Genomic DNA, 25,743 nt, shown 5'->3' with positions numbered 1-25,743 from the left:
CCGGCCGGCCGCGGAGACCCCCAAGGGGCCCGTCATTCGGGGAGGACACGATGGCCCTGGCCGCAACGCCGCGCGTGCGCCGCATCCAGACGATCTCGCTCGCCCTGCTGGTGACCGCGGGCGTCGTCAACTACGTCGACCGGGCGACCCTCGCGGTGGCCAACCCGCTGATCCGCGAGGATCTCGGCCTCTCGATCCCCGACATGGGCCTGCTGCTCTCGGCCTTCCTCTGGGCCTACGCCTTCGCCCAGCTGCCGGCCGGGGCGCTCGCCGACCGGCTCGGCCCGCGCCTGACGCTGACGCTCGGCCTGACCTGCTGGTCGTTCGGCCAGATGCTCGGCGGCGCGGTGACGTCGTTCTGGCAGTTCGTGAGCGCCCGGATCGTCCTCGGAATCGGCGAGGCGCCGCATTTCCCGACCTGCGCCCGGGTCAGCCGCGACTGGTTCAACATCCGCCAGCGCGGCACCGCCACGGGGATCTGGAACTGCGCCTCCTCGCTCGGGACCTTCCTGGCTCTGCCGCTGCTGACCTTCCTGATGGTGAGCTTCGGCTGGCGGGCGATGTTCGTCATCATGGGCGCGGCCGGCCTCGTCCTCGCGGCGATCGTCTACCTCGTGTTCCGCAACCCGCGCGAGACCGACCTCACGCCGGGGGAGCGGGCCTTCCTGGAGGAGGGCGATGCTCCGAACGCCGGCCGCGCGGTCACCTGGAGCGCGTGGCGGCGGCTCTTCGGGTTCCGCACCAGCTGGGGGATGATCGTCGGCTATTTCGGCTGCATCTACATGACGTGGCTCTACACCGCGTGGCTGCCGAGCTACCTCGAGATCGAGCGGCACTTCACCCTGCAGAAGACTGGCCTCGTCGGCTCGATCCCCTTCGCCTTCGGCGTGCTGGGCGGGATCCTGGGCGGTCGCGTCGTGGATGTCCTCGTCCGCCGCGGCGTCGACCCGATCCGCAGCCGCAAGATCCCGATGGTCGGCTCCCTGGTGGCGACCGCCGCGTTCACGGTGGTGGCGGCGCTGACGCCGAGCGACACCCTCGCGATCGCCTGCATCTCGGCCTCGCTGTTCCTGGTCTACATGAGCTCGTCGTCGGCCTGGGCGATGGCCTCCGTGGCGGCGCCGGCCAGCTGCACGGCGTCGCTCGGCGCCATGCAGAATTTCGGCGGCTACATCGGCGGCGCCCTGGCGCCGACCGTGACGGGCTTCATCGTCGGCGGCACGGGCCACTTCTCCATGGCCTTCATCACCGGCGCCGTGATCGCCCTGGTGGCGGCCCTGGGCTACTGGACGCTGATCCAGGATCCCATCGCCGACGAGGGTCCGGAGAGCCCCGCCGTCGGCGCGCTCGGGGCCGCGCGCTAGGCGAGCCGACGGCGCCCTCTCGCGTCACCCCCGCGCGTCACCCCCACGCTTCACCCCCGCAGGTTCGGCGCGGCCAGGATCAGGTCGCGCAGATGCGTGCGGGCCGTGAAGCTCCGGCGCATCAGGTCGACGAAGGTGGCGGCCGGCCCGTCCCAGTCGTGGCGCGCCGCGTGGGCCCGCGCGGCGCAGGCGTCGAAGGGCAGCCGCCCCTCGACCGCCGCGCCCATCAGCTCCGCGAGACGGTCGACTCGGTCGGGCGCGTCCGGGTCGAAGTAGCTCGCCGCGCTGCCGCCGGCTTCCGGGATGGCCGTCAGGCTCGAGGCGATGACGGGGGTTCCCCGGGCGAGGCTGTCGAGCACCGGGATGCCCCAGCCCTCGCCGCGGCTCGGGAAGACCAGGGCGGCGGCCCGGGCGTAGAGGTCGGACAGGCCCCGGTCGTCGATGCCGGCGATGTGCACCGCGTCCGGCGTCCGGGCGAGGCGGTCGAGGGTCTCGGGCCGCTCGCCGTCGCCCTTGCCGACCACGATCAGCCGGGCCGCGCCCTGCGGCAGCCGCGCGAAGGCGTCGAGGACGAGGCCGAGGTTCTTCCGCGGCTCCAGCCGGCCGACCATCAGCAGGTAGGGGCGCCCGTCGGCGAGCGGCGTCCGCTCCGTGACCGCCTGCGGCGGCGTGGAGCCGCAGCGCACCTCGGCGATGCGCTCCCGCGCGATGCCGTAGACGTTGGCGATGGAGTCGCGGCTGTAGTCGGAGATGGTCAGGACCAGCTTGGCGCGCCGCGCCGAGAGCCGGGTCAGGATCTTGTTCCGCCAGCGCATCGACCAGGGGAAGAACTCGGGATGCGTCTCGAACAGGATATCGTGGACCACCACCACCTGCCGGTCGCCCGGCACCAGCGGCGGGGCGATGTAGGTGGTCAGCAGCGTGTCCAGACGGTCGCGCAGGAACAGCCACGGCCAGACCAGGGTCAGCCGCACGGTCGCGGGCACGCGCGGCAGCCGTTGGTGCTCGATGTTGTCGCCCGAGACGATGCGGGCGCAGGCCTCCGGGTCGCCGGAATACACCACGTAGGTGGCGTCCGGGTGGCGCGCGGCGGCGCGCCCGATGATGTTCACGAGCCAGGTCCGGCTGCCCTGCGGCTTGCCGGTGAGCACGTGCGCGTCGATGCCGATGCGAAGCATGTTACGGGTTCCTGTAGGCGCCGAAGGTCGGGGCCTCGCCGGGGGCGTAGGCCTGGCCGGCGATGTCGCGGGTGGCGCCGAGCGGGATGCCGGCGCGGGCCGGGGGCGCCGTCAGGGCGAGCCCGCCGGCCATGGGGTTCGCGGGATCGCGGAAGGCGGGCGTGCCGGTGAGGTCGGGACCCTGACCGTTGAGCGGCAGGCTCGCCCCGTCGCCGGTGGCCTGCGTGCCCCAGCGGTAGAGCGGGGCGCCGACGGCGCTGCCGAGGAAGTTCGGCCCGATCGCGTTGTTGTTGTCGGTGGTGGTCGCCTCGACCACGATCGCGGCCACGTTCGGCCGGGTCGCGTAGGCGATGTTGTTGAGCACCCGGTTGTTCGACGTGCGGTCGACCTGCTTGGTGTAGTCGGAGGCCAGCACGATCTCGCCGCGATAGACGTGCTTGCCGCCGGAATCGCGCATGTTGCCGGTGGTCGAGTTGTTGACCACCGTGTTGGAGCCGGCGTCGAACAGGTTGATCCCGGCGCCGTCGTTGTCGGCCGCGACGTTGAACGCGACGATGTTGCCGTCGCACCACTGGTCGATCTGGATTCCGTTGCCGTCCTGGCCGGTCGTCTCCTTCTGGCCGGTGACGATGTTGTACCGGATGATGTTGCGGTCGCCGGCGTCCTGGGCGGCGTCCTTGGCGTAGACGTGGATGCCCGAGGTGCCCGACATCCCCACGCCGTTGCCCGAGACGCGGTTGCCCTCCACGACGTAGCCGGAACCGTTGATCTCCATCCCGTGGATGCCGTTGCCGGTCACGGTGTTGTCGAGGATGAAGCTCGGATCCTCTGCGGGCGCGTTGATCACGTCGACGGCCACGCCGTGGGTCTGGTTGTCGGCGAGGGTGTTGCCGGTGATGCGGTGACCCGCCCCGGCACCGTCGCCGATCCAGATCCCCAGGCCGGAGCGGGACACGGTCGAGCCCGCGACCGTGACATGGCTCGATCCCCGGCGGATGATGAAGCCGGAATTGACCGCGCCCTGGACGCTCAGGCCCGTGACCGTGACGTAGGTGGCGTTCTCGAACACCACGGAGTTGGACAGCCGCGGCTGCGTGCCGGGTTCTGCCGCCACCGTCACGGGCGCCGCCGCGGTCCCGCGGGACCCGACGAACACGACGTCGCCGTAGCTGCCGCCCCGGACCAGCACGCTCGATCCGGGACCGAGACTGGCGAAGGGCACGTCGGCGAGCCGCGCCACCGTGGTGTAGCCGGGCTTCGCGCCGCCGGCGGGATCGACCAGGATGTTCTGCTGCACCTGCGCGTCGGCCGGCCCGCAGGCGGACAGGACCGGCAGGAGCAGGGCCGACAGGGCGCCGCCGAGGACCGTGCGGGGCCAACTCATGCCGCGAGCGCCCGGGCGATGGCGAGGCGCTTGCGCCGCTGGAACAGCCGCCGCCACACGCTGCGGCCGGCCTCGGGGCTGATCCGCGTCAGCGCGCGCGCCGCCATCTGCCAGCCGGGCAGGAGCGCCTGCGGCATGGCGAGGTCGGCGACCCGGTGGCGCGCCGCCGCGCCCAGCGGCGGCGGCCCGACGAGGCCGAGCCGGCCGAGATCCGCCACGAGGTCCGGGCGCTTGCGATACCACAGCACCAGCGCCGCGCCCTCGCGCTCGGCGATCCGCAGGTAGGCCGCCTCGTCCAGGAGGTGGTGGTGGTAGCCCAGCGCCTCGGGCGCGTAGAACAGGCGCATGCCGCGCCGGGCCAGCCGCTCGCCGAGCTCGATGTCCTCGTGCCAGAACAGCTTCGGGTCGAAGCCGCCCGCCTCCTCCAGGAAGCGCCGGTCGACGCTGACGTTGCAGGTCAGGAACGCGTCCCAGCCGACCGCGTCGCGGCCCGCCAGCGCGTCGTAGGAGGCGTCGTGGTGGAGCGCCGAGAAGGGCGAGAAGGGCAGGGCGGGGTCGATCGTCATCCGTCCGAGGATCGCTGTCTCACGACCGCCCCGCCGGGCGTGGGCGAGCCGGTGCGCCTCGACGAGGCTCGGGACCGGGATCGTGTCGTCGTTGACGATCAGGAGGCGCTCGCCCCGCGCCGCCGCGATGGCGCGGTTGCGGGCGGCGTTCGCCCCGGCATTCTCCTGGCGCAGGTGCACCACGGGGATCCGGGCCGTGGCGACGGCGCGGCTGACGACCGTCCCGGTGTGGTCGGTCGAGCCGTCGTCGCAGACGACGATCTCGAAGGGCGCGTCCGTCTCCTGCCGGTCGAAGGCCCTCAGGCACAGGCGCAGCGTGTCGGCGCGGTTGTAGGTCGGGATGATGACCGAGAGCACGGGTCGATCGCTCATGAGGAGGCTTCCGGGAGCGGGAGGTCGAGGGGATCGGTCGGGGCGCGGCGCAGGCACAGCCACCCCGCGAGGGCGGCCGAGAGGGCCGCGGCGGCGGGCACCGCCGCGGGCGCCAGGGCGGCGGGACCGGCGGCCCAGGCGAGGACGGTGAGGAGGGCCGGCGCGGCGAGGATCGGCACGTCGGCCAGGGCGAGGGGCGGTCCGGCCTCCCGCCAGAAGGCCTGGGCCAGGACGCCGAGCATCGCGGCCTCGGCGAGCAGCGCGGCGATGCCCGCGCCGAGGAGCGGATCCCAGGGGATCAGCAGCGTGCAGGCGAAGAGGTTCGTGGCGCAGGCCGCCGCGCTCCCGCGCACCGCGAAGCCGGTCCGGCCCAGCGGGACGAGGCCCGCGAACAGGATCGTGGCGGCGATCAGCAGGACGCTCATCCCGGTGGCGATGCGCAGCACCGGGACGGCGCGGCCGAAATCCGGGCCGAAGGCGAGGCGCACCAGCGGCTCCGCGAGGGCGCAGGTCGCCACCGCTCCGGCGCAGGACGCGGCGAGGATCGGGACCAGCGCGCCGCGGACCCGCGCGCGCAGGGCGGTCGTGCCGGCGCGCGACCGTCCGTCGACCAGGGGCCCGACGGCGCGCCCGAAGACCGGCACCAGCGGGGCGCACAGGGTGATCGCCACCGCGGCGCCGAGCTCGAAGAACCGGAAGCCGGCCGTGAACTGGCCGAGCTCGGCCGCGCCCGCGAAGGCGGCCAGCATCATCAAGCTGATCCGACCGTTGAGCGAGCCGAGGGCGTTCGAGACGCCCACCCCCGCCGCGGCCCGGATCGTCGCGAGCGCGTGCGGCAGCGAGGCGGGGCGGGCGGGCACGAGGCGCAGCGCCAGCGCCAGCCCGACCGCGCCGTACGCGATGCCGGCGGCCACCGCCACGAGGCTGAGCGCCGCCTCCGGAAGCTGCAGCCAGAGCGCGAGTGCCGTCCCGCCGACCAGCAGGGCGGCGTTGGCGAGCGACGGCCAGACGGACCAGCCCGGGCGCCCGCAGACCTGGAACAGGGCGTCGAGGAAGCGGGCGGCCGCGAGCGGCATGAGGAGAGCGGCCAGCGCCAGGGCGGGCCGGATCGCGTCCGGCAGCATCGGCAGGACACCGAGGAGTGCGGCGCCGGTCCCGAGACCGAGGACGAGGCGCGCCGACAGCATCCGGCCGAATTCGGCCGCCCGCATCTCCGGCCCGATCGCGCCGAGCCGCGCCCCGAAGGTCAGGGTGGTGCCAAAATCCGCCGCGATCAGCGCCACCGCGAGGATCGCCAGGGCGAGGCCGTAGCGGCCCAGCGCCGCCGGGCCGGCGAAATGGCCGACCATCACGAAGGCCGCGAAGCCGGCCGCGAGGTAGACGCCGCGCCCCGCCGCCTGACCGAGCAGGTTCGCGCCGTAGCGCAGCCCGCCGGCGCGCCTCCGTCCCGACAATCGGTTTACCAAGCGAAGCATCTCTCGGTGAAGCCTGACTGAAAACTGCGACCTACGATTGCATCGTGGCAGGCTGCGTATGGCTTGCAACCGCAAGCTCAATTTATGGTTGCAGAGTTGTCGCGTTGGGAAAAACCGGAGGACTGCGTATGTCCGAGACAGCCGCTGGACCGGATCTGCGTCTCTCGCGCGGAGTGGACGCGGAGGCGGGGCGTCTCCGGTGGGCCGAGGTGCGGGCTGCCCTGTCCGCCGACCGCGATCACTGGCGCCGCCGCGGCGGCGGACCGGCCCGCCTGCGCCGGGGCTACCACGCGGTCTGGCTCTACCGCCTGTCCCGCTACGCCCACGAGCGCGGATGGCGGATGGCGGCGTGGCTGCTGTGGCTGGTGAACGGCTGGTGGACGGGCGCCGACATCCCGCCCTCCAGCCGCATCGCCGGCGGCCTGTTCCTGCCGCAGCCCTACGGGACGGTCATCGCCGGCGCCGTGGGCCGCGACGCCGCCTTCGGGATCCAGGCCTCCATCGGCGGCCTGCTGAAGGAGCCCGATCAGGACATCGGCGGCGGCCCCGGCCTGCCGGTGCTGGGCGACGACGTCGTCCTGGAGGCGGGCGCCATCGTGCTCGGCGCCGTCCCGATCGGTGACCGGGCCCGGATCGGCCCGCGGACCACCATCCTCAAGCCCGTCCAGGCCGACGAGGAGGTCATGCCGCAGCCCTGGCGGCCGCTTCCCGGCCGGGGGGGCGCGGCGTGAGCGGCCCGATGACCGACCACGTCACCCTGCCGGGCCTGCGGCGCCTCCTGGCGGCCGACTTCGCCCGCGTCCTGCGCCAGACGACGGGGGGCAAGCCGACCTCGCGGCTGCGGCGCGCGATGCACCTCACGCTGCCGGCCATGCAGGTGGCGATCCTCCACCGGACCGCGCACCTGCTGCACGGCCGGGGCTGGCGCCGCTGCGCCGCCCTGGTGGCGGACCTGTCCCTGCGGCTGACCGGCGCCTGCCTGCATCCGGGCTCGCGCCTCGGGCCCGGGCTGTTCGTGCCGCACCCGGCGCGGGTCGCCTTCTGCGGCACCGGGGGCGCCGACCTGACGCTCCTCCCCGGCACCCTGGTCGGGCCGCGGGACTGGGTCTTCCCGAGCCAGCCGTTCCCCGCCGACGGCCCCCGTCTCGGCGACGGCGCCGTGGTCGGCGCGCACGCCGCCGTGCAGGGGGCGGTTGCCATCGGCGCGGGCGCGACGATCGGGATCGGGGTCTGCAGCCTCCGGGACGTCCCGGCCGGCACCGTGACGATGCTGGTCCAGCGGCAGCTCCGCAGCGGCGGCCGCGGCCCGGAGGCGGGCCGTGGGCGCTAGATCCGGACGCGCCGGGCCGGTGCCCGGCTCACGCGCGCCCGTGCTCGCGGCGGACGGCCGGCCGCGCCTCCCGGCCCTGGCGCCTGGGCGCCAGCTGGCGGCGCAGCACGCGCTCGTAGGCGTCGAAGATGCCGCGCCACGTGAACGCCTCGGCGTGGCGGCGACGGGACGCCTCGCCCATGACCGCGAGGCGGCGCGGCCCGGCCCGGACCAGGCCGAGGATGCCCCGCCGCAGCTCGGTCTCGTCACCGAAGTACAGCGCCTGCGGCCCCGCCACCCAGCGGTTGAACGGGTTGTCGTGGGCGAGGATCGGCGAGCCCGCCCCCAGCGCCTCGACCAGCGACGGGTTGGTCCCGCCAACGGTGTGGCCGTGGATGTGGAACCGGGCGTGGAAGCGGAGTGCGGCCACGCGCTCGGCCTCGTAGATCGCGCCGGCGAAGATCACGTCCGGCCCGCCCGCCGCGCGGACGGCGCAGTGGTACGGGTCGGACTCCGCGAGCTTGCCCAGCACGAGCAGCGGCAGGCCCGGCCGGACCTCGCTCCAGGCCCGGACGATCTGGAGCACGAGGTTCTCGGGCACCACCCGGGCGATCAGCAGGCCGTAATCCCGCGGGCGCAGGCCGAACGTCGCCAGCGGCTCGGTCGAGGCCTCCAGCACCGGGTCGGCGCCGTACGCGATGGTGGTGATCCGGGCGGCCGAGGTCCGGCGGGCGAGGTGCAGGGCGATCTCCGGATGGTCCGCCACGAGGTGGGTCGAGAACAGGCTGCCGAGCCGCTCGTTCAGCCAGAACCAGGCCTTGGCGGGCTTCGACCAGCGGTCGCGCTTCCACTCGATGCCGTCCATGTTCATCACGCTGCGCTTGGCGGTCAGCCGGTAGAGCAGCGAGAACACCGCGGTGTTGTAGCCGAGCACGAGGGGCAGGGCCGGCCGGAAGGCCGCCCGCAGGGTGCATTTCAGGTCGAACACGATCGTCGAGACGGCGCCGTCGCCCCGGACCGCGACCGGGATCAGCAGGATCCCGCGCCAGACCATCGGGGGCGCCGGCTCGCGCACTTGGCAATAGACCTCGACCCGCCAGCCGCGCGCCACGAGCTCCAGCGCGAGGCGCTCCGCCAGCGTCTCGAACCCCCCGTGCGCCGCCGGCACCCCGCGGGTGCCGAGGATCGCCACTGTCGGGCGCCCGCCCGATCCCCCGGATTTCATATGCGCCGTCGGCGCAGCACGTTCAGAGGAGCCTGAGGCATGGTCACGGTCGAACAGCGTCTGTTCCGGGAGATGGGAGCCGGGGGCTATTCCCGGCACGACCACCGGATGGAGTACATCGTGCGCGTCAACGCGCTGCTCCGCTCCGACATGCGGGTCATGGAGTTCGGCGCGGGGCGCGGCAAGTGGAGCGATGACCCGGTCCCACTGCGGCGGCACCTCGGCGACTTCCGGGGGCGCTGCGCCCAGGTCGTCGCCTGCGACGTCGACGAGGCGGTCCTCGGCAACCGGTCGGCCGACGAGGTCCGGCTGATCGGTCACGACGGGGTGCTGCCATTTCCGGACGGGAGCTTCGACCTGATCTCGGCCTTCTCGGTCCTCGAGCATATCGAGCACCCCGAGGTCACCGCGGCGGAGCTCGGCCGGGTGCTCGCGCCGGGCGGCTGGCTCTGCGCCTGGACGCCGAACCGCTGGGGCTATGTCGGGATCGGGGCGCGGCTCGTGCCGAAGCGGCTGCACGCCCGGGTGCTGCGCCTCGTCGAGCCGCGGCGGGTCGAGATCGACTCGTTCGTGCCGCTCTACACGATGAACACGGAGGCGGCGCGGAAGCGGCTTTTCCCAACTGACCGGTTCGAGCACTTCACCTACAGTTTCGACGGGCAGCCGTTCTATCATGGCGAGAACATCGTCCTGGGCAAGTTCTGGGAGCTGCTGTTCCGGCTCACGCCGGGTCCCTTCAAGGGCTACCACATGGTGTTCATCCGCAAACGGCCGTGACGGTTCATCGCGGTCGGAGACGAAGACTGCGCAGGTGCCCGGAGAACCTGCGCATGTCCTCGGCCTTGCGGGCGAGGTCCGGCTGCCGGCGCAGCCGGGCCGCGACACCGTAGGCCACGGCCCGCAGGGTGAAGCCGAGCCGGAGCGGGCCGGAGAAGAAGGCGGGCGACGACAGGAGCCGCCCGGCATTGCGCAGGCTGTAGATGGCCGCCAGCCCGTCGAGCCAGCGTGCCGAGCGGGCGCTTCCCGAGCCGCCCTGGAGATGGGTGACGGCGATGTCCGGGCGGTAGGCGACGCGCAGGCCGGCATCGCGCAGTCGGCAGCCCCAGTCCACGTCCTCGCCGTAGAGGAACATCGGGCTCTCCAGGCCGCCGATCGCGGCGATCGCCGAGCGGCGCAGCAGCAGGCAGGCCCCGCAGATCCAGTCGACGTCGAGCGCCCGCGCCCCCCTGGCCTGGCGGCTCACGAGGTAGAGGCCGCGCAGCCCGAGGCGGCCCGACAGGCCGGCGGCGTGCACCAGGATCGAGAGCGGGCGCGGCTCGTAGCCGGCGTCACCGACCTGATGCGTCCCGTCCGGGAAGGTCAGGCGCGGGCCGACCGCCCCGACATCCGGTTGCGCGTCGAGATGGTCCAGGAGGCCCGCGAGCGCGTCCGGGTCGTGCAGGAACGCGTCGGGGTTGAGGAGCAGGATCGCGGTACCGCGCGCGTGCTCCAGCGCGCGCGCGTTGCCGCCCGCGAAGCCGTGATTGGTCGGCTCGGCGATGACCCGCACCCAGGGAAAGGCCCGCGCGACGCGCTCGGGCGTCCCGTCGGTGGAGGCATTGTCGACGAGGATCACCTCGTAGGGGCGTCTCACCCGGCTCGCCGCCAGCAGGTCCAGGCAGGTCTCGATGTCCCGGCCGGCATTGTAGGTGACGATCAGGACGCTGAGGCTGACGGCGCTCACGGACGGTCTCCGTACGCTGCGAGGGATGGGCGACGCCCGGACGGCACGGGGATCCGCTCCGGACGCGCGCGCGCCGCGCCGATCGGGCCCGTCGACGCGACCGCCCGGGACGCTGCGACGGCCCTGCGCCGCTGCGCCGCCCGCACCCCGGCGATCAGCCCGAGGCCGGTGTAGAGCAACTCGGCGATGCCGAGATTCAGGCGGAAGCCCGGATCGACCAGCCCGTGCAGCAGGTGCGCGATCAGGCCGACCGCGCAGGCGGCCGCGATCGCCGCGAGCGGATCGCCCACCGGGGCGCGGCGGGCGGCGCGGAAGCCCCGGGCGATGCCGATGCCGAAGACCAGCGCGAAGGCCGCGTAGCCGACGACCCCGACCTCGGTGAGGATCAGGATGTGCAGGTTGTGCACCACGTGGTTCGACCGGTCGAACAAACCGGCGAGCCGGGACAGGCCGGTCCTGTCGAGAACCGCGAACTGGTTGCCGAAGTTGTTCAGGCCGACGCCGAAGATCGGGAACTGCTCGAACAGGGCGAGGGCCGCGGCGTTCAGCGGGCCGCGCTGGGCGGCCGAGCCGCCGTCGTCGGCGGTGAGCCGCTCCCAGATCAGCGGGCCGGCGTAGAGCGCCGCGACGGCGCCGACGATCGCCAGCAGGCCGAGGACGATCAGGCTCGTCCGGGAGAACAGGCGGTCGCGGTAGACCAGCAGGATCAGGAGGGCGGCCGAGACCGGGAAGGTCAGCCAGGACGCGCGCGACAGGGTCAGGACCACGCCGACCAGGGCCGAGGCGGCGCCCGCCGCCCCCGCGAGGCGCAGGAGCAGCGGGCCGCGCGACAGGGCCAGCGCCAGGGCGAGCGGCCAGACGAACTCGTAGTAGTAGCCGAGGATGTTCGGGTGGACCTTCAGTCCGCCGGCGCGGCGCTGGGCCGAGAAGTTGATGTTCTCCTCGACGATCTGTTCCTCGCCCAGCACCGACAGGCCGAGTTCCGAGCCCGAGACGTATTGCAGGCCTGCCACCGCGGTCTGGACGAGGCAGAGGGCGCAGATCGCCAGCGCGAGGGTCCGGATGTCGCCCTCGGACAGGTTCGAGACCGCGACCGAGACCAGGAGGAGGCCGGCGAAGCGCCACGTGTCGAACCAGAGATAGGCCGGGTCGGTGGCGTTGGAGAGCGAGAGCAGCCCCGCGATCAGGAAGCCGAGCTGCGTCAGCACGAGGGGCCGGTCGAGCCGCAGGCCCGGGGCGTCCTCCCCGAGTCCGGTGAGCTTGGCGACGATCAGCGCCGTGGCCACCAGCAGGGCGACGCTCACCGTCAGGCCGGCGCCGCCGCCGATGCTCGGCAGGTACTGCCCGACGGCCTCGAAATGCTGGAGGAAGCTGACGTCGAGCTTGACCGTCAGCCCGACCGCGAGGGCGACGAGCAGGAGCGGCGTGAGGCGATAGAGCCGCCCGACGATCAGGGCGCCGACCCCGCCGAAGGCCGCCGCGAGGCCGACGACGGCGAATTTGAGCGGCGCCGCGCTCAGGGCGATCGCCCCGGCCGCGGCCGCGAAGCCGATCCCGGCGAGCGGCAGGACCCGCAGCGCGCGGACGGGCGCCGCGCTCATCCGAGCCACCGGTAGAGCCATCGCGGGATCGGCCGCCGCGTGCGGTTCAGGACGACGCCGAGCGGCGCCCCGCCGGCGGCCTTGAGGTCGGCCAGGGCGCGCTGCGCCACGGCCCGACGGGTGCGCTCGGCGCCGATCACCACGATGAAGCCGTCCACGAAGGGGGAGAGCGCGGCGGCGTCGCCGATCTCGGTGATCGGCTCGCAATCCACGATCGCGAGCTCGAAGCGGTCGTCGACGAGCGCCAGGAAATCCTCCACGCGGCCGTCGTCCAGGGTCGCCTGGCGGATGGCCGACGGGCTGCCCGCGGGCACGACGCTGAGGTTGTCGGCGACCGGGTGGACGCCGCGGCTCGGGGCGACCGTGCCGGCGACGATGTCGGCGAAGCCCGGCTGGCCGGTCAGGCCGTAGGCCTCCGCCAGCGACGGGCGGGACCAGTTCGCCTCGATCAGAACGGCGCTGCGGCCCCGCCGGGCGTAGGCGCCGGCGAGTTCACGCGCGAGGGTGCTGACGCCCTCGCCGGGCTGGACCGCGGTGAGGCCGACCCGGCGCACGCGCGCCTCGTGCCGGGTGAGCTGGACGAGGGCCGGCTCCAGGATCGCCGGATCGATCTTCGGCGCGATGGCGGCGGCGATCATGCGGCGGCTCCCGTCTGCAGCGGCACCGCGGCCAGCACCGGCACCCGCAGCGAGCGGGCGACCTCCGACGCGCTGCGGTAGGTCTGGGCCAGGATCTCCGCGAGGGCGACGTAGGCCAGGGCGGCGAGCAGGCCGAGACCGGCCGCGAGCCCGAGGATCAGCGGCCGGTTCGGGCCGGAGGGCAGCCGCGGCGGCACGGCGCGCGCCACGAGGGCCGAGGAGGTGACGGCCTGCGCGTCGAGACCCGTGCCGGTCTTCAGAGCGTCGATCCGCTTCTGGGTCTCGGTGATCTCGTCGGTGAGCAGGCCCTTCTGCTGGGTCAGCCGGCCGTAGGCCAGCGCCGCGTCGCTCTGGCCGATGGCCGCCCGGCGGCGGGTCTGCTCGATCCCCGTGATGCTCTGGATCTTCTCGGCGAGGATGGCGAGCTTCGCCGTGTCGGCGGCGAGGAGCGCCTGATACTTCTGCCGGGCCAGGGCCGCGAGGTCCCGATCGAGGCTCACGAACTCGGGGGCGGTCGGCCGGAACCGCACCGCCAACTCGGCGCGCTTCGTCCGCAGGTCCGCCCAGCGCTGGTCGAAGGCCGTGACCGTCGGGTCCGCGTCGGGCGGCGTCGGCTGCCAGCGGTCGGGTCCGGCCTCGCGGGTGCGCTTGAGCCGGGTCTCGACCACCTCGCGCTCGATCTGCGCCGCCGATTTCTGCTTGGCGAGGTCAGCGAGGGTGCCGAGGTCGTTCTGCTGCTCGATCTCGAAGCTCGCGGTGTTGTTGCCCTTGAGGTAGGTCGAGAGCTGCGCGTCGATGGCGGCGAGGTCGGCCCGGGCGCGCTCCAGCTTGCTCTGGTAGAACGAGGCGGGAGTCTCGTCGGCGTAGACCTCCACGTGGCGGCGCTTGTAGGCGTCGAGCAGCCGGTTCAGCGCCTGGGCGGCGAAGTGCGGGTCCGTCCAGGTGAAGCCCGTGAGGATCACGTCCGTCTCCTTCACGAAGACGACCTTGAACGCCGCGAGGTACGCCTCGTAGAGCTTCTCGTCCGGGGTCAGGTGGCGCAGCAGGCCCACCGCCTCGAACGGGATCCGCACCGTATCGACGACCCAGGTCTTGACCGCCTTCGCGCTCCGCACGGCCTGACGGCCCTGGTAGATCAGCCAGTCGGTCCAGTCCGCCGGGGGCGGCCCGAGGTCGCCGGTCGGGGTGATCGCCTTCAGCGTCGCAAATTCGTCGCGCACGATGCTGGGATCGCGCAGGATCTCGATCTCGTTGTTCACGTTCTGCGCGCGCTCCGAGAACATGTAGTTCTGGTTCGCGCCGCCCTGGAGCGGGGCGCCCGCCTTCTCGCGGCCGAGACGGATGATCAGCTTGGCGTCGGCCGTGTACTCGGCCGGCGTCAGCAGCAGGTAGATCCCGGCGCCGAGGATCGCCGCGACGAGGATCAGCAGCGCCGGCCGGATGTGCCGGAACAGGGCCGCGAGGGCGTCGCGGAGGTCGAAGGCCGGGCCCTCGACCGCGTCGGCGGCGGTCAGGTCGCTCTGCCTCACGTGCCGGACCTCACGGTGGCGCTGGTGGAGGTGCTGGCGGACGGGCCGGTGATGTAGTTCACGCCGAAGCCGGTCCCGTTGAAGAGCAGGATCTGGCGCACCACGAGGTCCACCGCGCGGGCGGTCTTGGCCAGCAGCGAGGGCGGCACGTAGACGGTGGCGTTGGGCGGCACCACGATCGAGTCCGCCAAGCCCGGCTGGCCGATGTCGACGATGCGCACGCTGCCGGCCGCCTCGGCGTCGAAGCGGATGATCCGCACGGCCTCGCCGGCCGCGGTCGGCAGGACGCCGCCGGCCGAGCCCAGGACCTGCGCCAGCGTCCGCGGCCCCTGCAGGGTGACGGGACCCGGCGCGCGGACCTCGCCGAACACCATGGTGTTGGCCGGGACGAGGCTCGCGAGCCGGACGCTGGTCGTCACCGAGGCCAGCTGGTGCTTGTAGGCGGCGTTCAGGCTGCCCATGACCTCGTGGACGGTCCGGCCCGCCGCCTGGACCGGAGGCACCATCGGCAGGTTGATCTTGCCGTCCGGCTCGATCGCCAGGACCTTCACGCGGCCCATGTCGGCCCGCTGGGTGAGGTCGCGGAAATCGTCGGTGACGGTGCGGAACCGGCGCAGCATCAGGGTGACGACCGGATCGATCAGCACGTCGTCGTAGGTGCTCTTGATCAGCGCGGCGGCCGCCTCCGGCGACAGGCCGGCGACCTTGATGCCGTTCTTGCCCGGCAGCGAGATCCGGCCGTCCGGCCGGACGATCACCGTACGGTTGTATTCCGGGTGCGTGCGGAAATCGACGTCGAACTCGTCGTTCGGGTTCAGGCGGTAGGTCGGCTGGACGACGCTGGAATCGATCAGGAACGAGACTTCCAGGTTGTCGCCGACGTTGAGCCGGTAGTTCGCCAGCCCGAGGCGCATGGTCCGCCCGACCTCCTCTTGGGCGGCCGCGACCAGCGCGGCCGGGAGGCCCTCGGTGACCGAGCCGGTCTGAGCCACGTCGAGGCCGGAGCGCGCCGCGCTCTGCGGGCGCCCGGAACTGCAGCCGGCGAGCAGCGGCGCGCAGGCGACGAGCGCGAGCGCGACCGCCGAGGCACCGGATGGCCGGCCGGGACGCCGTCGCGCGACACCGAGGAACGCAGACAGGGTAAACGCCATCGACCTTCAGCCGCATCCTGCTCGAGTGCGCTCGTCCCATCACAACTCGTGATCGAACCGCGCACCGCGATACAATCGCCAAGCTTGGTTAACGAGGCTTGAACCCGGCTCTCGGCAACTCTATCAGAAGTTGTGTCTGGCAAGCCGTGGCAAAGTGCTGAGCCTCGCCCGCCCCGTAGAGGGGGGCGGGTTCCGGCGCAGGCCGAACGCGTGTGCGCGGCCGGGGCGCAGTCGTTCCCGCCGCCGGCGGGTCGATGCGCGGATCCCGCCGCGGCGGTGCCGTCTCCCGACAAGTCCCGCGCACGCTCCCGCCGATCTAAACCTGTAATTAGAGGGATGCTTGCCCGGATTTAAGAACCTGATCTATAGTTCGACGGTATGGAGCCGTACCGAGCGAGGACGAGAGTTCGACAAGCCGGCGCGGGGCGCCAGTATCCGGCGCGGCGGAGGCGCGTCACATGTCGGGCGTGAGGCCGGATCTCTTCGCCCGCCTGCACGACGACCTGGAGTCCGGCTTCCGGGAGGACCTCGAGGAGGCCGTGATCGATCCCGCGCGCTGGCCTGACTTGGCCGAGCGCGTCGTGCGGGCGTCCGGCAGCGAGGGCGCCCTCCTTCTGCGCTCCGACCGGACCGGCCTCGAATCGCTCTGCACCGCCTCCCTCGCCGACGCCTCGCGCCGCTACTTCGACGAGGGCTGGCACCGCGACGACCATCGCCTCCGCGGCATCCCGCTCATGCGGACGCGCGGGATCGCGGTCGATCAGGACTTCACCACGCCGGAGGAGATCGCGCGCCTGCCCTTCTACCAGGACCTGCTGGCCTCCCGCGGCCTGCGCTGGTTCGCCGGGATCGGCTTCTCCGTGAAGGGACGCCTGTGGTGCCTCTCCCTGCAGCGGACCGTGGAGCAGGGACCGTACGAGCTGCACGAGCAGCGGCGCCTCGCGACCCTGTCGCCGCTCCTGCAGCGCGCGGGCCTGCTGACGTCGATGGTCGAGCGGGCCCGGCTCGCGGGGCTGACGCAGGCCTTCGAGCTGATCGACCGCGCCGCCCTGATTCTCGACGCCGACGGACGGGCGCTCCGCTGGAACGACGCGTTCGGCGCCCTCCTCGGGCGCGACCTGAAGCTCGCGGGCGGTCGCCTCACCGCGGAGGATCCGGAGGCGGCGCGGCAGCTCGAAGCCCTGGCGCGGCCCTCCGGCCGCCCGCCGATCTCGGCGGTCGTCGCGGCGCGACGGGACGGGCCGCCGCTCGTGATCCACGTCGTGCCGCTGGTCGGGCCGAGCCGCGGCCTGTTCGCCGGGGCGAGCACGCTGCTCCTCGGGAGCGTGCCCGGGGCCCCGGCCGCGCCCGCGACCGCGATCCTCCAGGCGGCCTATCGGCTGACCCCGGCGGAGGCGCGCCTCGCCCAGGCGCTGTCGAGCGGGATCTCGCTGGCCGAAGCCGCTTCGCGATTCGCGATCACCGCGGCGACCGCGCGCTCGCAGCTGAAGGCGATCTTCGCCAAGACCGGAGCGACGCGCCAGTCGGATCTCGTGCGGCTCGTGGCCGGGCTCGCGCGCTGACGGGTCACGGTTCCGAGAGGCGCGCGGCCCTGTCGCGTCGGCGCCGGAACGGGTGGGGCCGGCCGCCGGTTGCCGCAGGAACGACAGGAGATGTCTCGATGACGAATCGGATCGCACTCGTTTCCGCCCTGGCCGTCGCGGGCCTGCTGGCCGGCGCGCCCGCCCAGGCGAAGGGCTGCCTCAAGGGCGCCGTGGTCGGCGGCGTCGCCGGGCACATGGCCGGACACGGCAAGATGGGCGCGGCCGCGGGCTGCGCGATCGGTCACCACAACGCCAACAAGAAGGCCAAGCAGGGCTGACCGTCCCGACGCCGTCTGCTTAGACGGCGATCGGATCGGCCAGAGGGTGATGACCAAGTCATCGCCGCTTCTCCGAAGCCGGATTCCCAGCGGAATCCGGCTTCGCTGCGTTCTGGGCCATGGCGCCAGCGAGATCGGTTCGCGCGGCACCTGACCTTCTCACCCAGATGACGGGACCGTCGGCGCGGCGCCCGCCGACCCGGACCGCCCGCGCGTCCACGTCTCCAGTCGCCCTCGCTCCACCCTTTCGCACCGCGTCGCGCTCGGCCCCCGCCCGCAAGCCCCGCGCAAGCCGGCCGTTGACCTTACTTTCGAGCTATTCTAATTAAGAACTGTGGAGGGCGCGCCGCCGAGGCGGTCCCCTCCCTCCGAGATACCCGATGGAGAGACCCGATGGCCGGTTCCGCGAACGCCGCTTGCGAAAGCTGCCGCTTCTTCGACGATCACAAGCTCAACGGTGCCCAGGCGCAGGGTGACGAGGGCCTCTGCCGCTTCAATCCGCCGGTCAGCCAGCCGGCCCCCGAGTCGAAGGGCCTCTGGCCGGTCGTGGCCTCGAAGGACTGGTGCGGCCACTTCACGGCCGAGATGTCCGCCGCCGAGTAAGTCATCGCATCCTCGAGTCGTGCGGGATCTGCGCCGAGGCGCCGGTCCCGCCGAGGCTCCGCCACCGTCCGCGGGATCGAGCCGCGCCCGGCTCGTGCGGGGCAGATTGCCGGAGCCGCGCCGCCTCGCGTAACCTGCGGCCGTGACAGACGTGATACGCCCGGCCACGGAGGCCGACCTTCCCGCCATCGCGGCGATCTACGGCGACGCCGTCGCCTCCAGCACGGCCAGCTTCGAGACGGAGCCGCCGACGCTGGCCGAGATGACGCGCCGCTTCGAGGTGCTGCGCGCGGGCGGCTTTCCCTACCTCGTGGCCGAACGGGACGGCGCGGTCGCGGGCTACGCCTATGCCGGCCCCTATCACCAGCGCGCCGCCTATCGCTCGACCCTCGAGGATTCGATCTACGTCGCCCGGACGGCCCGCGGCGGCGGAGTCGGCCGGCGCCTGCTCGCCGCCCTGATCGCGGCGAGCGAGCAGATCGACTGCCGGACCCTGGTCGCCATCATCGCCGAGAGCGGCTCACCCGCCTCGATCGCGCTGCACGCGAGCCTCGGCTTCACGCCCGTCGGAACGCTCGCGGGAGTCGGCCACAAGCACGGGCGCTGGCTCGACGTGACGCTCATGCAGCGCAGCCTCGGACCCGGCCGCAGCCTTCCGCCGACCCGGATCTGACCGTCCAACGCGCACCGATCCCAGTATCGCCGGGTCGATTCCCGTCCAGAGTCCCGGCTGAGTTGTCATGATGCGGACAACTTCGCGCGGGAGAGGGCGGGCATGACGCGCACGCCGTCCGGTTCTCGGCGCGGGCGCGATGACGCGGAGGGAGCGATCCTTCCTGCGCGGAAGCGGCACACGCGAGGACGGGCGGTCAAGGCTCCATCACGACTCGCGAGGGATGGGAGTTCGGGTATGCGGTTTACATCGATCGGTCGCCGGGTAGCGCCGCTCGCGATCCTGGCGCTCTCGGCGCTGGCGGGCACGGCCCAGGCCAAGACGCCGACCGATCCCAGCGGCACCTATCTCACCGAGGACGGCCGCGCGCGCGTGCGCCTCGAGAAGTGCGGGACCGCGGGTGACCGGCTGTGCGGATACGTGGTCTGGCTGAAGGTCCCGCTGAACGACAAGGGCGAGCCGCGGATCGACTTCAAGAACCCCGATCCCAAGAAGCAGGCCCGGCCGTCCCTCGGACACCAGCTGATCCTGGGCCTGAAGCCGAATGCCGACGCCCATTACGAGGGCAAGATCTACAATTCCGAGGACGGCAAGTCCTACGACGTCACCATCTGGACCGAGACGGCCGGCGAGCTGACGGTGCGCGGCTGCCTGATCGCGTTCCTGTGCAAGTCGCAGACCTGGACCAAGGTGACCGATCTCGCGCCGGGCCAGCTCCCCGGCCCGACCAACGGTGCGAACGGTCCGCGCAGCGATCCCGAATACGCCACCGCCGCCCCGAAGCCGACCGCCAAGGCCGGCGCGAAGCCGGCTCAGAAGCCGGCCGCCGAGGCGCCCAAGGAGGAGTGACCGGCGCGGACCCGCGCGTGGCCGGCCCTCACTCGGCCAGGGCCGCGTAGGTCAGGACGCGCAGCTCGCGCCGGATCGGCAGGGCCGAGGACGGGACGAGCTGCGTCATGAGCACCACCGACAGGTCCTCGGCCGGGTCGATCCAGAACGCCGTCGAAGCGAGGCCGCCCCAGGCGACCTCACCGGGCGTGCCGAGGATCTGGGCCCGGGCGGGGTCGAGCATCACCGAGAAGCCCAGGCCGAAGCCGATGCCGGTGTAGGAGGTCTCGGCGAAGCGCGGCGTGCCCATCGCCGCGAGGTCGCCCGGCAGGTGATTCGCCAGCATCAGGTCGACCGTCTTGCGGCCCAGCAGGCGCGCGCCGTCGAGGGTGCCCCGGTTGAGGATCATCCGGCAGAAGCGCTGATAGTCCGCCGCCGTCGAGACGAGGCCGCCGCCGCCCGACGCGATGGCGGGCGGGCGCGCGAAGGCCGTGTCCACGGAATCGTCGAACAGGCGCAGCTGCCGCGCGCGGTCGTACGCGTAGGTGGCGCAGAAGCGCGGCATCAGCTCGGGCCGCACATGGAAGTCGGTATCGACCATGCCGAGGGGCCCGATCACCGCGTCGCGGAGATGGTCGGCGAACGGGCGGCCGGTCAGCGCGGCCACGTACTGGCCGAGCACGTCGGTGGCGACGCTGTAGTTCCAGGCGCTGCCCGGCTGGGCGAGGAGCGGCAGCTTCGCGACCCGCGCGGTCATCTCGGCGAGGGTGCCCTCGCGCGCCAGGAAGTCGACGCCCTGCTCGCGGTACTGCGCGTCGACCAGGGTCGCCTCCATGAAGCCGTAGGTCAGCCCGGCCGTGTGGGTCAGCAGGTCCCGCACGGTGATCGCCCGGCGGGCCGGTTCGGTCTCGAGCTTCGCCCGGTTGCCGCCCACGGCGACGCGCATCTCGGCGAACTCGGGCAGGACCCGGGCGATCGGATCGTCGAGCTGGAACAGGCCCTGCTCGTAGAGCTGCATCACCGCCACCGAGGTCAGCGGCTTGGTCATCGAGTAGATCCGGGTGACCGTGTCGAGGGTGAACGGCGTTGCCCGGGCGAGGTCGGCCTGCCCGCAGGCGCGCGCGAAGGCGATGCGCCCGCGCCGCGCCACGGTGACCGACAGTCCGGCCAGCCGGCCGTCGCCGACGAGGCGGTCCATCCACGGCACGATCCGGGCGAGCCCCTCCGGGCTGAACCCGGCGCCGGTCGGATCGGTCTCGGTCAGCGCGGTCATGCGGTCTCCTCGTGGTGGCCTTTCGCGAACGTAGAAGGGGCGGGGGACGAAATCACCAGCCCATCGTTCCGGGACCGCCCTTGAACGGGCCGACGATGCCGGGCGTGATCCAGCCGCCGTAGAAGTTTCCCGGTTGCGGCGTCACCGGGTCCGCCCCGACGAAGCAGGCGTCCATCGGGCCGGCGTAGAACGCGACGTAGCCGGCGATCGCGCGGAAATCCGGGGTCGGATCCGGGTAGGCCCAGGCCGCCCCGGGCACGAGACGGTCGCCGCCGCGCGCGTCGAACAGGACCGCCTGTCCCTTCCACTCGCAGATCCCGCCGCTCCGCCGGTTCACGAGCGTCCCGTCCGCGATGTCGGCGGGCGGCAGGTAGTAGGTCGGCGGGTGCGAGGTCTCGAGCACCCGGAACCCGGAGCCCGTCTCGGCGATGACGCGGCCGCCGAGCACGACCCGCAGCCGGTCCGGGACGGATTCGAGCCGGGGCGGCCGCGGATAGTCCCAGACGCTCTCCTCGCCGGGTCCGACCGGATCGGGGACGGGCCGAAAGGGCGATCCGCGCATGGAGAACCTCGTGCTGTGCCGGTGCGGATTCAGATAGGGCAGTGCCGCCGGCGTTTGTCGTCCGGCGCGCCCGTGCTAGCCCGTCGCCGACACTCGAGCCCGGGATCGCCCGCGATGGACATCGCCCTCTTCCTCGACTTCGACGGCACGCTCGCCGAGATCGCGCCGCGTCCGGACGCCGTGCGGGTCGAGCCCGGCCTCGTGGAGGATCTGGAGCGGCTCCGGGCGCGACTCGGCGGCGCCCTCGCCATCGTCACCGGCCGGCCGGTCACGGTGATCGACGGCTTCCTGGCGCCGTCCCGGTTGGATGCGGCCGGTCTCCACGGCGTCGAGCGCCGGGTCGCCGGCGCGCTCACGGGCGGCCGCGCGGAGGACCATCCGGATCTGCGCCGGCAGGTCGCGCGCCTGCAGGCCGAGACCGCCGCGCTCGCGCAGGTCCTGATCGAGGACAAGGGCGCCTCGGTGGCGGTCCACTGGCGGCTCGCGAACCCGGACGATGCCCTGCGGGCCGAGACGCTGGTGAAGGGCGCGGCGGAGGCGCTCGGCGCCGAGTACCGCCTGCAGCTCGGCAAGGCGGTGGGCGAGATCGTCCCCGCGCAGGCCACCAAGGCCCACGCGATCCGCGCCTTCATGGCGCAGGCGCCCTACGCCGGACGGATCCCCGTCTTCTTCGGCGACGACCGCACCGACGAGATCGCCTTCGCGTCGATCAACGAGGACGGCGGCGTCGCGGTGCGCGTCGGTGACGGCGAGACCGTCGCCCGGCGGCGCCTGCCCGACCCCGCCGCTGTCCGTGCCCTGCTCAGCAACTGGGCTGCCGGTGGCGCGATCGACCCGGACGCGCTGCCGCCGGCCTGACGCGCCGCGCTGTCGAGGGGAGATCGCGCTGTCGGGGCGTTCCGTCACGGGCTGGCCGCGCCTGCTGCTGCGGCTGGAGGGGGGCTGCATCCTGGTCGCCGCCCTGCTCGCCTATGGTTGGCTCGGGGCGTCGTGGTGGCTCTTCGCGGCGCTGCTCTTCGTCCCCGACCTGAGCATGCTGGGCTACGCGGCCGGTCCCGTGGTCGGCGCGGTGCTCTACAACGCGGCCCACACGCTCGCGCTGCCCCTCGTCGGCCTGTCCCTGGCGATCGCTTCGGGCCGCCCCGAGGCCGTCGGGCCGGTCCTCATCTGGCTGGCCCATATCGGCCTCGACCGCGCCCTCGGTTACGGTCTCAAATACGGCAGCGGCTTCGGAGATACCCATCTCGGCGTGATCGGCCGGGCGCGTGACAAGACGATCGCGCAATCCTGAGCGGCGGATGCCGCCGATTGGGACTTGCCCGCGCGGGGTCGCGCGGCCGATGAATCGCCGGAGCCGTGCTGGACGCGAGTCCCGTCGCGGCGGGCCAGAGAGCAGGGGCAAGTTGCGATGTTCGAGTTTCCGGTTCTGGTCGGCGACATCGGCGGGACGAACGCGCGGTTCGGTCTGATCGAGACGTCCGGCGACCAGCCCCGCCTCCTCGCGCACGAGGCGACCGCCGACCATCCCGATCCGTCGAGCGCCATCAAGGCGTCGCTCGCCAAGGGTGGCGGCCCGGCACCGCGCTCGGCGATCCTGGCGATCGCCGGCCGGGTCGACGGGCCGGAGATCCAGCTGACGAACGCGCACTGGAAGATCGCGGGCCAGCGCATCGCCGAGGATTTCGGGCTCTCCTCGGCGACGGTGGTCAACGACTACGTGCCGGTGGCGGCTGGCGCCGCCGATATCGAGCCCCACGACCTCACGCCGGTCGGCCCCTGTCCCCCCGTACCCGGCGGCGCCCGCGTGGTGCTGGGCCCCGGGACCGGGTTCGGCGCGGCCGCGCTGGTCCCCTATGCGGCGCATCTCGCCATCGTCTCCACCGAGGTCGGCCACACCGATATCGGTCCGGCCGACGCCTTCGAGGAGAAGGTCTGGCACGCGCTGGAGCGGGTCGAGGACCGGATCACCGTGGAGACGGTGCTGTCGGGGCCGGGCCTGTCGCGCCTCCACGCGGCCGTCGCCCATGTCCGGACCGGGCAGCCGCACGAGAAGATCGAGCCGGCCGCGGTCACCGAGGCCGGTCTGAACGCCACCGATCCGCACGCCGCGGAGACGCTCGCGCTGTTCGGCCGGGTGCTCGGACGCGTCTGCGGCGACCTCGCTCTGACCTTCCTGGCGACGAGCGGGGTCTATATCGGCGGGGGCATCGCGCCCCGGATCCTCAAGGTGCTGGAGGAGAGCGGCTTCCGCACCGCCTTCGAGAAGAAGGCGCCCTTCGCCGCCATGATGCGCCAGATCCCGACCAGCGTGATCACCGTCCACGACCCCGCTTTCCGGGGCTTGGCGGCCCTGGCGAACGAGGGCGCCAAGTTCGTCTATCACGGGCAGGTGTGGCGGAAGGGGGCGTGAGCGCCCGCGGCGGCGTCGGCCGGGCGCGGAGCGAGGCCGGACGGCTCCGCTCCGCGCGCGTCCCGCTGTCGCGCCGGGCCCGCCCTCAGGCCGCCGCCAGCGGCTTCGAGACCTCCTCCAGGGACTTGCCCTCCGCGGCGGTGCCCCAGATGCCTCCGACGACCGCCGCGATGAGCATCAGCACCGCGCCGAGGCCGTAGCCGAACAGCACCCAGTCGCGCGAGCCGGTCTCGACCAGCGTGCCGAACAGGAGCGGGCCCGAGACGCCGCCGATGCCGGTGCCGACCGCGTAGAAGGCCGCGATGGCGAGCGCCCGGATCTCCAGCGGGAACGTCTCGGAGACCGTGAGATAGGCCGAGCTCGCCGCCGCCGAGGCGAAGAAGAACACCACCATCCAGGCCGCGGTCTGGCCGACCGGCCCGAGCAGTTCGAGGCGGAACAGCAGTCCGACCGCGGCGAGCAGCAGCGCCGAGATGCCGTACGTGAAGGCGATCATCTTGCGCCGACCGATCGTGTCGAACAGCCGCCCGAGCAGCAGCGGGCCGAGGAACGAGCCGAGCGCGAAGGGCAGCAGGTACCAGCCGACATGGTTGCCGGGCACCTGGTAGAAGCGCTCCAGCACCAGCGCGTAGGTGAAGAACAGCGCGTTGTAGAAGAAGGCCTGCGCGATCATCAGCGCGAGGCCGACCATGGTCTCCTTGCGGCTCGTCACGAACAGCGCCTTGAACACCTCGGAGAGCGGGGTGTGGTCGCGGGTGCGGACCTTCATGCGCTTGCTCTCGTCCACCGGCGGCAGGGTCACGCCCTCGTCGGTGAAGCGCTTCTCGATGCCGGTCACGACACGGTCGGCCTCCGCCGCGTAGCCGTGGGTCGCGAGCCAGCGAGGGCTCTCGGGGATCCAGGTGCGCAGGAGCAGGATCACGAGGCCGATGGCGCCGCCGGTGAAGAAGGCGACGCGCCAGCCCCAGGCCGGGTCGATCACCTCGGGCTTCAGGAGCACGATCGACATGAACGAGCCGAGCGCCGCGCCGATCCAGAACGAGCCGTTGATGACGAGGTTGGTCCAGCCGCGGACGCGGGCCGGGACCAGCTCCTGGATGGTCGAGTTGATCGCCGTGTACTCGCCGCCGATCCCCGCGCCCGTGAAAAAGCGGAAGAAGCAGAAGCTCCAGATGTTCCACGACAGACCGGTGGCCGCCGTGGCGACGAGGTAGAGGGCCAGCGTGATGAAGAACAGCTTCTTCCGGCCGATCCGGTCGGTGAGCCAGCCGAAGCCGATCGCGCCGGTCACGGCGCCCACGAGATAGCAGGAGGCGGCGAGCCCGACGTCGAACTCCGAGAACGACATCGGCGGCTGGCGCAGCGCGCCCACCAGGGAGCCGGCGAGCGTCACCTCGAGGCCGTCCAGCACCCAGGTGATGCCGAGCGCCACGATCACGAGGACGTGGAAGCGGCCCCAGGGCAGCCGGTCCAGGCGCGCGGAGATGTCGGTGTCGATCACGCGGCCGATCTCCGCGCGCTCCGGCGTCCCGGATCCCCCCTCGACCTTGCTCGCCATGTCCGCGTGTCCTCCCAATTCACCTGTTTAACCGTGCCTGGACAGCGGGCATTTACCGCGACTGTAGGCAGGTGTTGGGAACGGGTTGGAAATCGATTCGGTTCGATTTCGTCTTCACGTGCGCGGCGCAGAACAGGGAGGTCCACGCGGTGCCCCTCCCATGCCTTCCAGTCCCGCCCGTCCCCGCCGATCCTGGCCCCGCTACGCCCTGCTGGCCGCGATGACGCTCGGCGGGCTCGCGACCGCCCCCACCGAGGGCGCGGACCGGCACCTCGAACGGCCCAAGCCCCGCGTCGCGATCCAGGCGGCCGAGCGCTGGCGCCTGCGGCCGACCGAGCCCGTCGTGGCGGCGACGACCGGCAGCATCCGCAAGCGGGCGGAGACCGCGATCCCCGAGGATCGGCGCAACGTCCGCCTCGTCTACCCGGCGCTGATCGAGGCGCGCTGACGGAGCCGGCGC

General features: G+C 72.8%; 26 protein-coding genes. 13 read left to right on the top strand and 13 right to left on the bottom strand.

Annotated elements, in window-relative coordinates:
- The first annotated feature begins 50 nt into the window (after positions 1-50).
- Entirely contained in the window at positions 51-1,364 is a 1,314-nt protein-coding gene (locus tag H288_RS0100200) for an MFS transporter (RefSeq protein ID WP_020090582.1), read from the top strand.
- A 50-nt stretch (positions 1,365-1,414) separates the two neighbouring features.
- On the opposite strand, the gene H288_RS0100195 is transcribed toward H288_RS0100200, so the two are convergent.
- Genes H288_RS0100195 through H288_RS0100180 form a run of 4 tightly spaced genes read right to left on the bottom strand, consistent with a single transcriptional unit; the run spans position 1,415 to position 6,339 of the window.
- Complete coding sequence (locus H288_RS0100195) at positions 1,415-2,542, bottom strand: glycosyltransferase family 1 protein (RefSeq protein ID WP_020090581.1); 1,128 nt, start codon at positions 2,540-2,542, stop codon at positions 1,415-1,417.
- Position 2,543: 1 nt separating this feature from the next.
- Positions 2,544-3,926 (bottom strand): right-handed parallel beta-helix repeat-containing protein, encoded by a 1,383-nt coding sequence (locus tag H288_RS0100190; protein WP_020090580.1) that lies wholly within the window; start codon positions 3,924-3,926, stop codon positions 2,544-2,546.
- Positions 3,923-4,864, bottom strand: coding sequence for a glycosyltransferase (locus H288_RS0100185; protein ID WP_026604531.1), 942 nt, complete (start codon positions 4,862-4,864; stop codon positions 3,923-3,925). Before H288_RS0100185 ends, H288_RS0100190 begins: the two co-directional genes overlap by 4 nt.
- Positions 4,861-6,339, bottom strand: a complete 1,479-nt coding sequence (locus H288_RS0100180; protein WP_026604530.1) for an oligosaccharide flippase family protein — start codon at positions 6,337-6,339, stop codon at positions 4,861-4,863. The genes H288_RS0100185 and H288_RS0100180 overlap by 4 nt, the downstream gene beginning before the upstream one ends.
- Positions 6,340-6,548: 209 nt before the next feature.
- Here H288_RS0100180 and H288_RS0100175 point away from each other — a divergent pair, with 209 nt between their 5' ends.
- Both H288_RS0100175 and H288_RS0100170 read left to right on the top strand, forming a co-directional pair.
- A complete protein-coding gene (locus H288_RS0100175) occupies positions 6,549-7,070 on the top strand; it encodes a serine acetyltransferase (protein WP_245274457.1) in 522 nt (173 codons plus the stop codon).
- An 8-nt stretch (positions 7,071-7,078) separates the two neighbouring features.
- Entirely contained in the window at positions 7,079-7,669 is a 591-nt protein-coding gene (locus tag H288_RS0100170) for a serine acetyltransferase (RefSeq protein WP_020090576.1), read from the top strand.
- Between the two features lie 28 nt (positions 7,670-7,697).
- On the opposite strand, the gene H288_RS0100165 is transcribed toward H288_RS0100170, so the two are convergent.
- Entirely contained in the window at positions 7,698-8,873 is a 1,176-nt protein-coding gene (locus tag H288_RS0100165) for a DUF1972 domain-containing protein (RefSeq protein ID WP_043711944.1), read from the bottom strand.
- Between the two features lie 39 nt (positions 8,874-8,912).
- Here H288_RS0100165 and H288_RS0100160 point away from each other — a divergent pair, with 39 nt between their 5' ends.
- Positions 8,913-9,650, top strand: a complete 738-nt coding sequence (locus H288_RS0100160) for a class I SAM-dependent methyltransferase (RefSeq protein WP_020090574.1) — start codon at positions 8,913-8,915, stop codon at positions 9,648-9,650.
- A gap of 4 nt (positions 9,651-9,654) precedes the next feature.
- Here the strand turns inward: H288_RS0100160 and H288_RS0100155 are convergent, their stop codons facing one another.
- From H288_RS0100155 to H288_RS0100135, 5 genes are read right to left on the bottom strand one after another with little or no spacing between them, the layout of a single operon-like run.
- Complete coding sequence (locus H288_RS0100155; protein WP_020090573.1) at positions 9,655-10,596, bottom strand: glycosyltransferase family 2 protein; 942 nt, start codon at positions 10,594-10,596, stop codon at positions 9,655-9,657.
- Positions 10,593-12,197, bottom strand: a complete 1,605-nt coding sequence (locus tag H288_RS0100150) for an O-antigen ligase family protein (RefSeq protein ID WP_020090572.1) — start codon at positions 12,195-12,197, stop codon at positions 10,593-10,595. Before H288_RS0100150 ends, H288_RS0100155 begins: the two co-directional genes overlap by 4 nt.
- A complete protein-coding gene (locus H288_RS0100145) occupies positions 12,194-12,835 on the bottom strand; it encodes a CpsD/CapB family tyrosine-protein kinase (protein ID WP_020090571.1) in 642 nt (213 codons plus the stop codon). The genes H288_RS0100150 and H288_RS0100145 overlap by 4 nt, the downstream gene beginning before the upstream one ends.
- On the bottom strand, positions 12,832-14,364 hold the full coding sequence (locus H288_RS0100140; RefSeq protein ID WP_020090570.1) for a Wzz/FepE/Etk N-terminal domain-containing protein: 1,533 nt from the start codon (positions 14,362-14,364) through the stop codon (positions 12,832-12,834). Before H288_RS0100140 ends, H288_RS0100145 begins: the two co-directional genes overlap by 4 nt.
- Positions 14,361-15,515 (bottom strand): polysaccharide biosynthesis/export family protein, encoded by a 1,155-nt coding sequence (locus H288_RS0100135; protein ID WP_020090569.1) that lies wholly within the window; start codon positions 15,513-15,515, stop codon positions 14,361-14,363. Before H288_RS0100135 ends, H288_RS0100140 begins: the two co-directional genes overlap by 4 nt.
- A 458-nt stretch (positions 15,516-15,973) precedes the next feature.
- On the opposite strand from H288_RS0100135, the gene H288_RS0100130 reads away from it, so the two are divergent.
- The 5 genes from H288_RS0100130 (at position 15,974) to H288_RS0100110 (ending at position 19,501) form a co-directional block, all read left to right on the top strand.
- Positions 15,974-17,077: a PAS domain-containing protein gene (locus H288_RS0100130; RefSeq protein ID WP_020090568.1), complete on the top strand. Its 1,104-nt coding sequence runs from the start codon at positions 15,974-15,976 to the stop codon at positions 17,075-17,077.
- Between the two features lie 98 nt (positions 17,078-17,175).
- Positions 17,176-17,376: a hypothetical protein gene (locus H288_RS0100125; protein ID WP_012322375.1), complete on the top strand. Its 201-nt coding sequence runs from the start codon at positions 17,176-17,178 to the stop codon at positions 17,374-17,376.
- A gap of 393 nt (positions 17,377-17,769) precedes the next feature.
- Complete coding sequence (locus H288_RS0100120; protein ID WP_020090567.1) at positions 17,770-17,979, top strand: hypothetical protein; 210 nt, start codon at positions 17,770-17,772, stop codon at positions 17,977-17,979.
- Positions 17,980-18,121: 142 nt separating this feature from the next.
- Positions 18,122-18,652 (top strand): GNAT family N-acetyltransferase, encoded by a 531-nt coding sequence (locus tag H288_RS0100115; RefSeq protein WP_020090566.1) that lies wholly within the window; start codon positions 18,122-18,124, stop codon positions 18,650-18,652.
- 237 nt (positions 18,653-18,889) lie between these two features.
- Positions 18,890-19,501, top strand: a complete 612-nt coding sequence (locus H288_RS0100110) for a DUF2147 domain-containing protein (RefSeq protein WP_020090565.1) — start codon at positions 18,890-18,892, stop codon at positions 19,499-19,501.
- Between the two features lie 28 nt (positions 19,502-19,529).
- On the opposite strand, the gene H288_RS0100105 is transcribed toward H288_RS0100110, so the two are convergent.
- Positions 19,530-20,753 (bottom strand): serine hydrolase domain-containing protein, encoded by a 1,224-nt coding sequence (locus H288_RS0100105; RefSeq protein WP_020090564.1) that lies wholly within the window; start codon positions 20,751-20,753, stop codon positions 19,530-19,532.
- Positions 20,754-20,805: 52 nt separating this feature from the next.
- The gene (locus H288_RS0100100; RefSeq protein WP_020090563.1) at positions 20,806-21,315 is read right to left on the bottom strand and encodes a DUF427 domain-containing protein; all 510 of its coding nucleotides are present in this window, start codon (positions 21,313-21,315) and stop codon (positions 20,806-20,808) included.
- 114 nt (positions 21,316-21,429) lie between these two features.
- Here H288_RS0100100 and otsB point away from each other — a divergent pair, with 114 nt between their 5' ends.
- The 3 genes from otsB (at position 21,430) to H288_RS0100085 (ending at position 23,725) form a co-directional block, all read left to right on the top strand.
- The gene (otsB, locus tag H288_RS0100095; RefSeq protein ID WP_020090562.1) at positions 21,430-22,173 is read left to right on the top strand and encodes a trehalose-phosphatase; all 744 of its coding nucleotides are present in this window, start codon (positions 21,430-21,432) and stop codon (positions 22,171-22,173) included.
- Positions 22,174-22,201: 28 nt separating this feature from the next.
- Positions 22,202-22,606, top strand: coding sequence for a DUF4260 domain-containing protein (locus H288_RS0100090; protein ID WP_026604527.1), 405 nt, complete (start codon positions 22,202-22,204; stop codon positions 22,604-22,606).
- Positions 22,607-22,723: 117 nt separating this feature from the next.
- Positions 22,724-23,725 carry a glucokinase gene (locus tag H288_RS0100085; RefSeq protein ID WP_020090560.1) on the top strand — a complete coding sequence of 334 codons (1,002 nt, stop codon included), beginning with the start codon at positions 22,724-22,726 and terminating at the stop codon, positions 23,723-23,725.
- Positions 23,726-23,810: 85 nt separating this feature from the next.
- On the opposite strand, the gene H288_RS0100080 is transcribed toward H288_RS0100085, so the two are convergent.
- The gene (locus H288_RS0100080) at positions 23,811-25,283 is read right to left on the bottom strand and encodes an MFS transporter (protein WP_020090559.1); all 1,473 of its coding nucleotides are present in this window, start codon (positions 25,281-25,283) and stop codon (positions 23,811-23,813) included.
- Between the two features lie 160 nt (positions 25,284-25,443).
- Between H288_RS0100080 and H288_RS0100075 the strand changes: the two genes are divergently transcribed.
- Positions 25,444-25,731, top strand: a complete 288-nt coding sequence (locus H288_RS0100075) for a hypothetical protein (RefSeq protein ID WP_244492186.1) — start codon at positions 25,444-25,446, stop codon at positions 25,729-25,731.
- Positions 25,732-25,743: the final 12 nt, after the last annotated feature.

This window comes from Methylobacterium sp. 285MFTsu5.1, from assembly GCF_000383455.1.
Lineage (GTDB): Bacteria > Pseudomonadota > Alphaproteobacteria > Rhizobiales > Beijerinckiaceae > Methylobacterium.
Note: the sequence above shows the minus strand (reverse complement) of the source record. Positions and strands in the feature narration are given on the sequence as shown.

Bases quoted from the DNA above. Each gene is read 5' to 3' on its own strand.
- H288_RS0100200 (WP_020090582.1), top strand. From the start codon at position 51: ATGGCCCTGGCCGCAACGCCGCGCGTGCGCCGCATCCAGACGATCTCG.
- H288_RS0100195 (WP_020090581.1), bottom strand. From the start codon at position 2,542: ATGCTTCGCATCGGCATCGACGCGCACGTGCTCACCGGCAAGCCGCAG.
- H288_RS0100190 (WP_020090580.1), bottom strand. From the start codon at position 3,926: ATGAGTTGGCCCCGCACGGTCCTCGGCGGCGCCCTGTCGGCCCTGCTC.
- H288_RS0100185 (WP_026604531.1), bottom strand. From the start codon at position 4,864: ATGAGCGATCGACCCGTGCTCTCGGTCATCATCCCGACCTACAACCGC.
- H288_RS0100180 (WP_026604530.1), bottom strand. From the start codon at position 6,339: ATGCTTCGCTTGGTAAACCGATTGTCGGGACGGAGGCGCGCCGGCGGG.
- H288_RS0100170 (WP_020090576.1), top strand. From the start codon at position 7,079: ATGACCGACCACGTCACCCTGCCGGGCCTGCGGCGCCTCCTGGCGGCC.
- H288_RS0100165 (WP_043711944.1), bottom strand. From the start codon at position 8,873: ATGAAATCCGGGGGATCGGGCGGGCGCCCGACAGTGGCGATCCTCGGC.
- H288_RS0100160 (WP_020090574.1), top strand. From the start codon at position 8,913: ATGGTCACGGTCGAACAGCGTCTGTTCCGGGAGATGGGAGCCGGGGGC.
- H288_RS0100150 (WP_020090572.1), bottom strand. From the start codon at position 12,197: ATGAGCGCGGCGCCCGTCCGCGCGCTGCGGGTCCTGCCGCTCGCCGGG.
- H288_RS0100145 (WP_020090571.1), bottom strand. From the start codon at position 12,835: ATGATCGCCGCCGCCATCGCGCCGAAGATCGATCCGGCGATCCTGGAG.
- H288_RS0100135 (WP_020090569.1), bottom strand. From the start codon at position 15,515: ATGGCGTTTACCCTGTCTGCGTTCCTCGGTGTCGCGCGACGGCGTCCC.
- H288_RS0100130 (WP_020090568.1), top strand. From the start codon at position 15,974: ATGTCGGGCGTGAGGCCGGATCTCTTCGCCCGCCTGCACGACGACCTG.
- H288_RS0100125 (WP_012322375.1), top strand. From the start codon at position 17,176: ATGACGAATCGGATCGCACTCGTTTCCGCCCTGGCCGTCGCGGGCCTG.
- H288_RS0100120 (WP_020090567.1), top strand. From the start codon at position 17,770: ATGGCCGGTTCCGCGAACGCCGCTTGCGAAAGCTGCCGCTTCTTCGAC.
- H288_RS0100110 (WP_020090565.1), top strand. From the start codon at position 18,890: ATGCGGTTTACATCGATCGGTCGCCGGGTAGCGCCGCTCGCGATCCTG.
- H288_RS0100105 (WP_020090564.1), bottom strand. From the start codon at position 20,753: ATGACCGCGCTGACCGAGACCGATCCGACCGGCGCCGGGTTCAGCCCG.
- H288_RS0100100 (WP_020090563.1), bottom strand. From the start codon at position 21,315: ATGCGCGGATCGCCCTTTCGGCCCGTCCCCGATCCGGTCGGACCCGGC.
- otsB (WP_020090562.1), top strand. From the start codon at position 21,430: ATGGACATCGCCCTCTTCCTCGACTTCGACGGCACGCTCGCCGAGATC.
- H288_RS0100085 (WP_020090560.1), top strand. From the start codon at position 22,724: ATGTTCGAGTTTCCGGTTCTGGTCGGCGACATCGGCGGGACGAACGCG.
- H288_RS0100080 (WP_020090559.1), bottom strand. From the start codon at position 25,283: ATGGCGAGCAAGGTCGAGGGGGGATCCGGGACGCCGGAGCGCGCGGAG.
- H288_RS0100075 (WP_244492186.1), top strand. From the start codon at position 25,444: ATGCCTTCCAGTCCCGCCCGTCCCCGCCGATCCTGGCCCCGCTACGCC.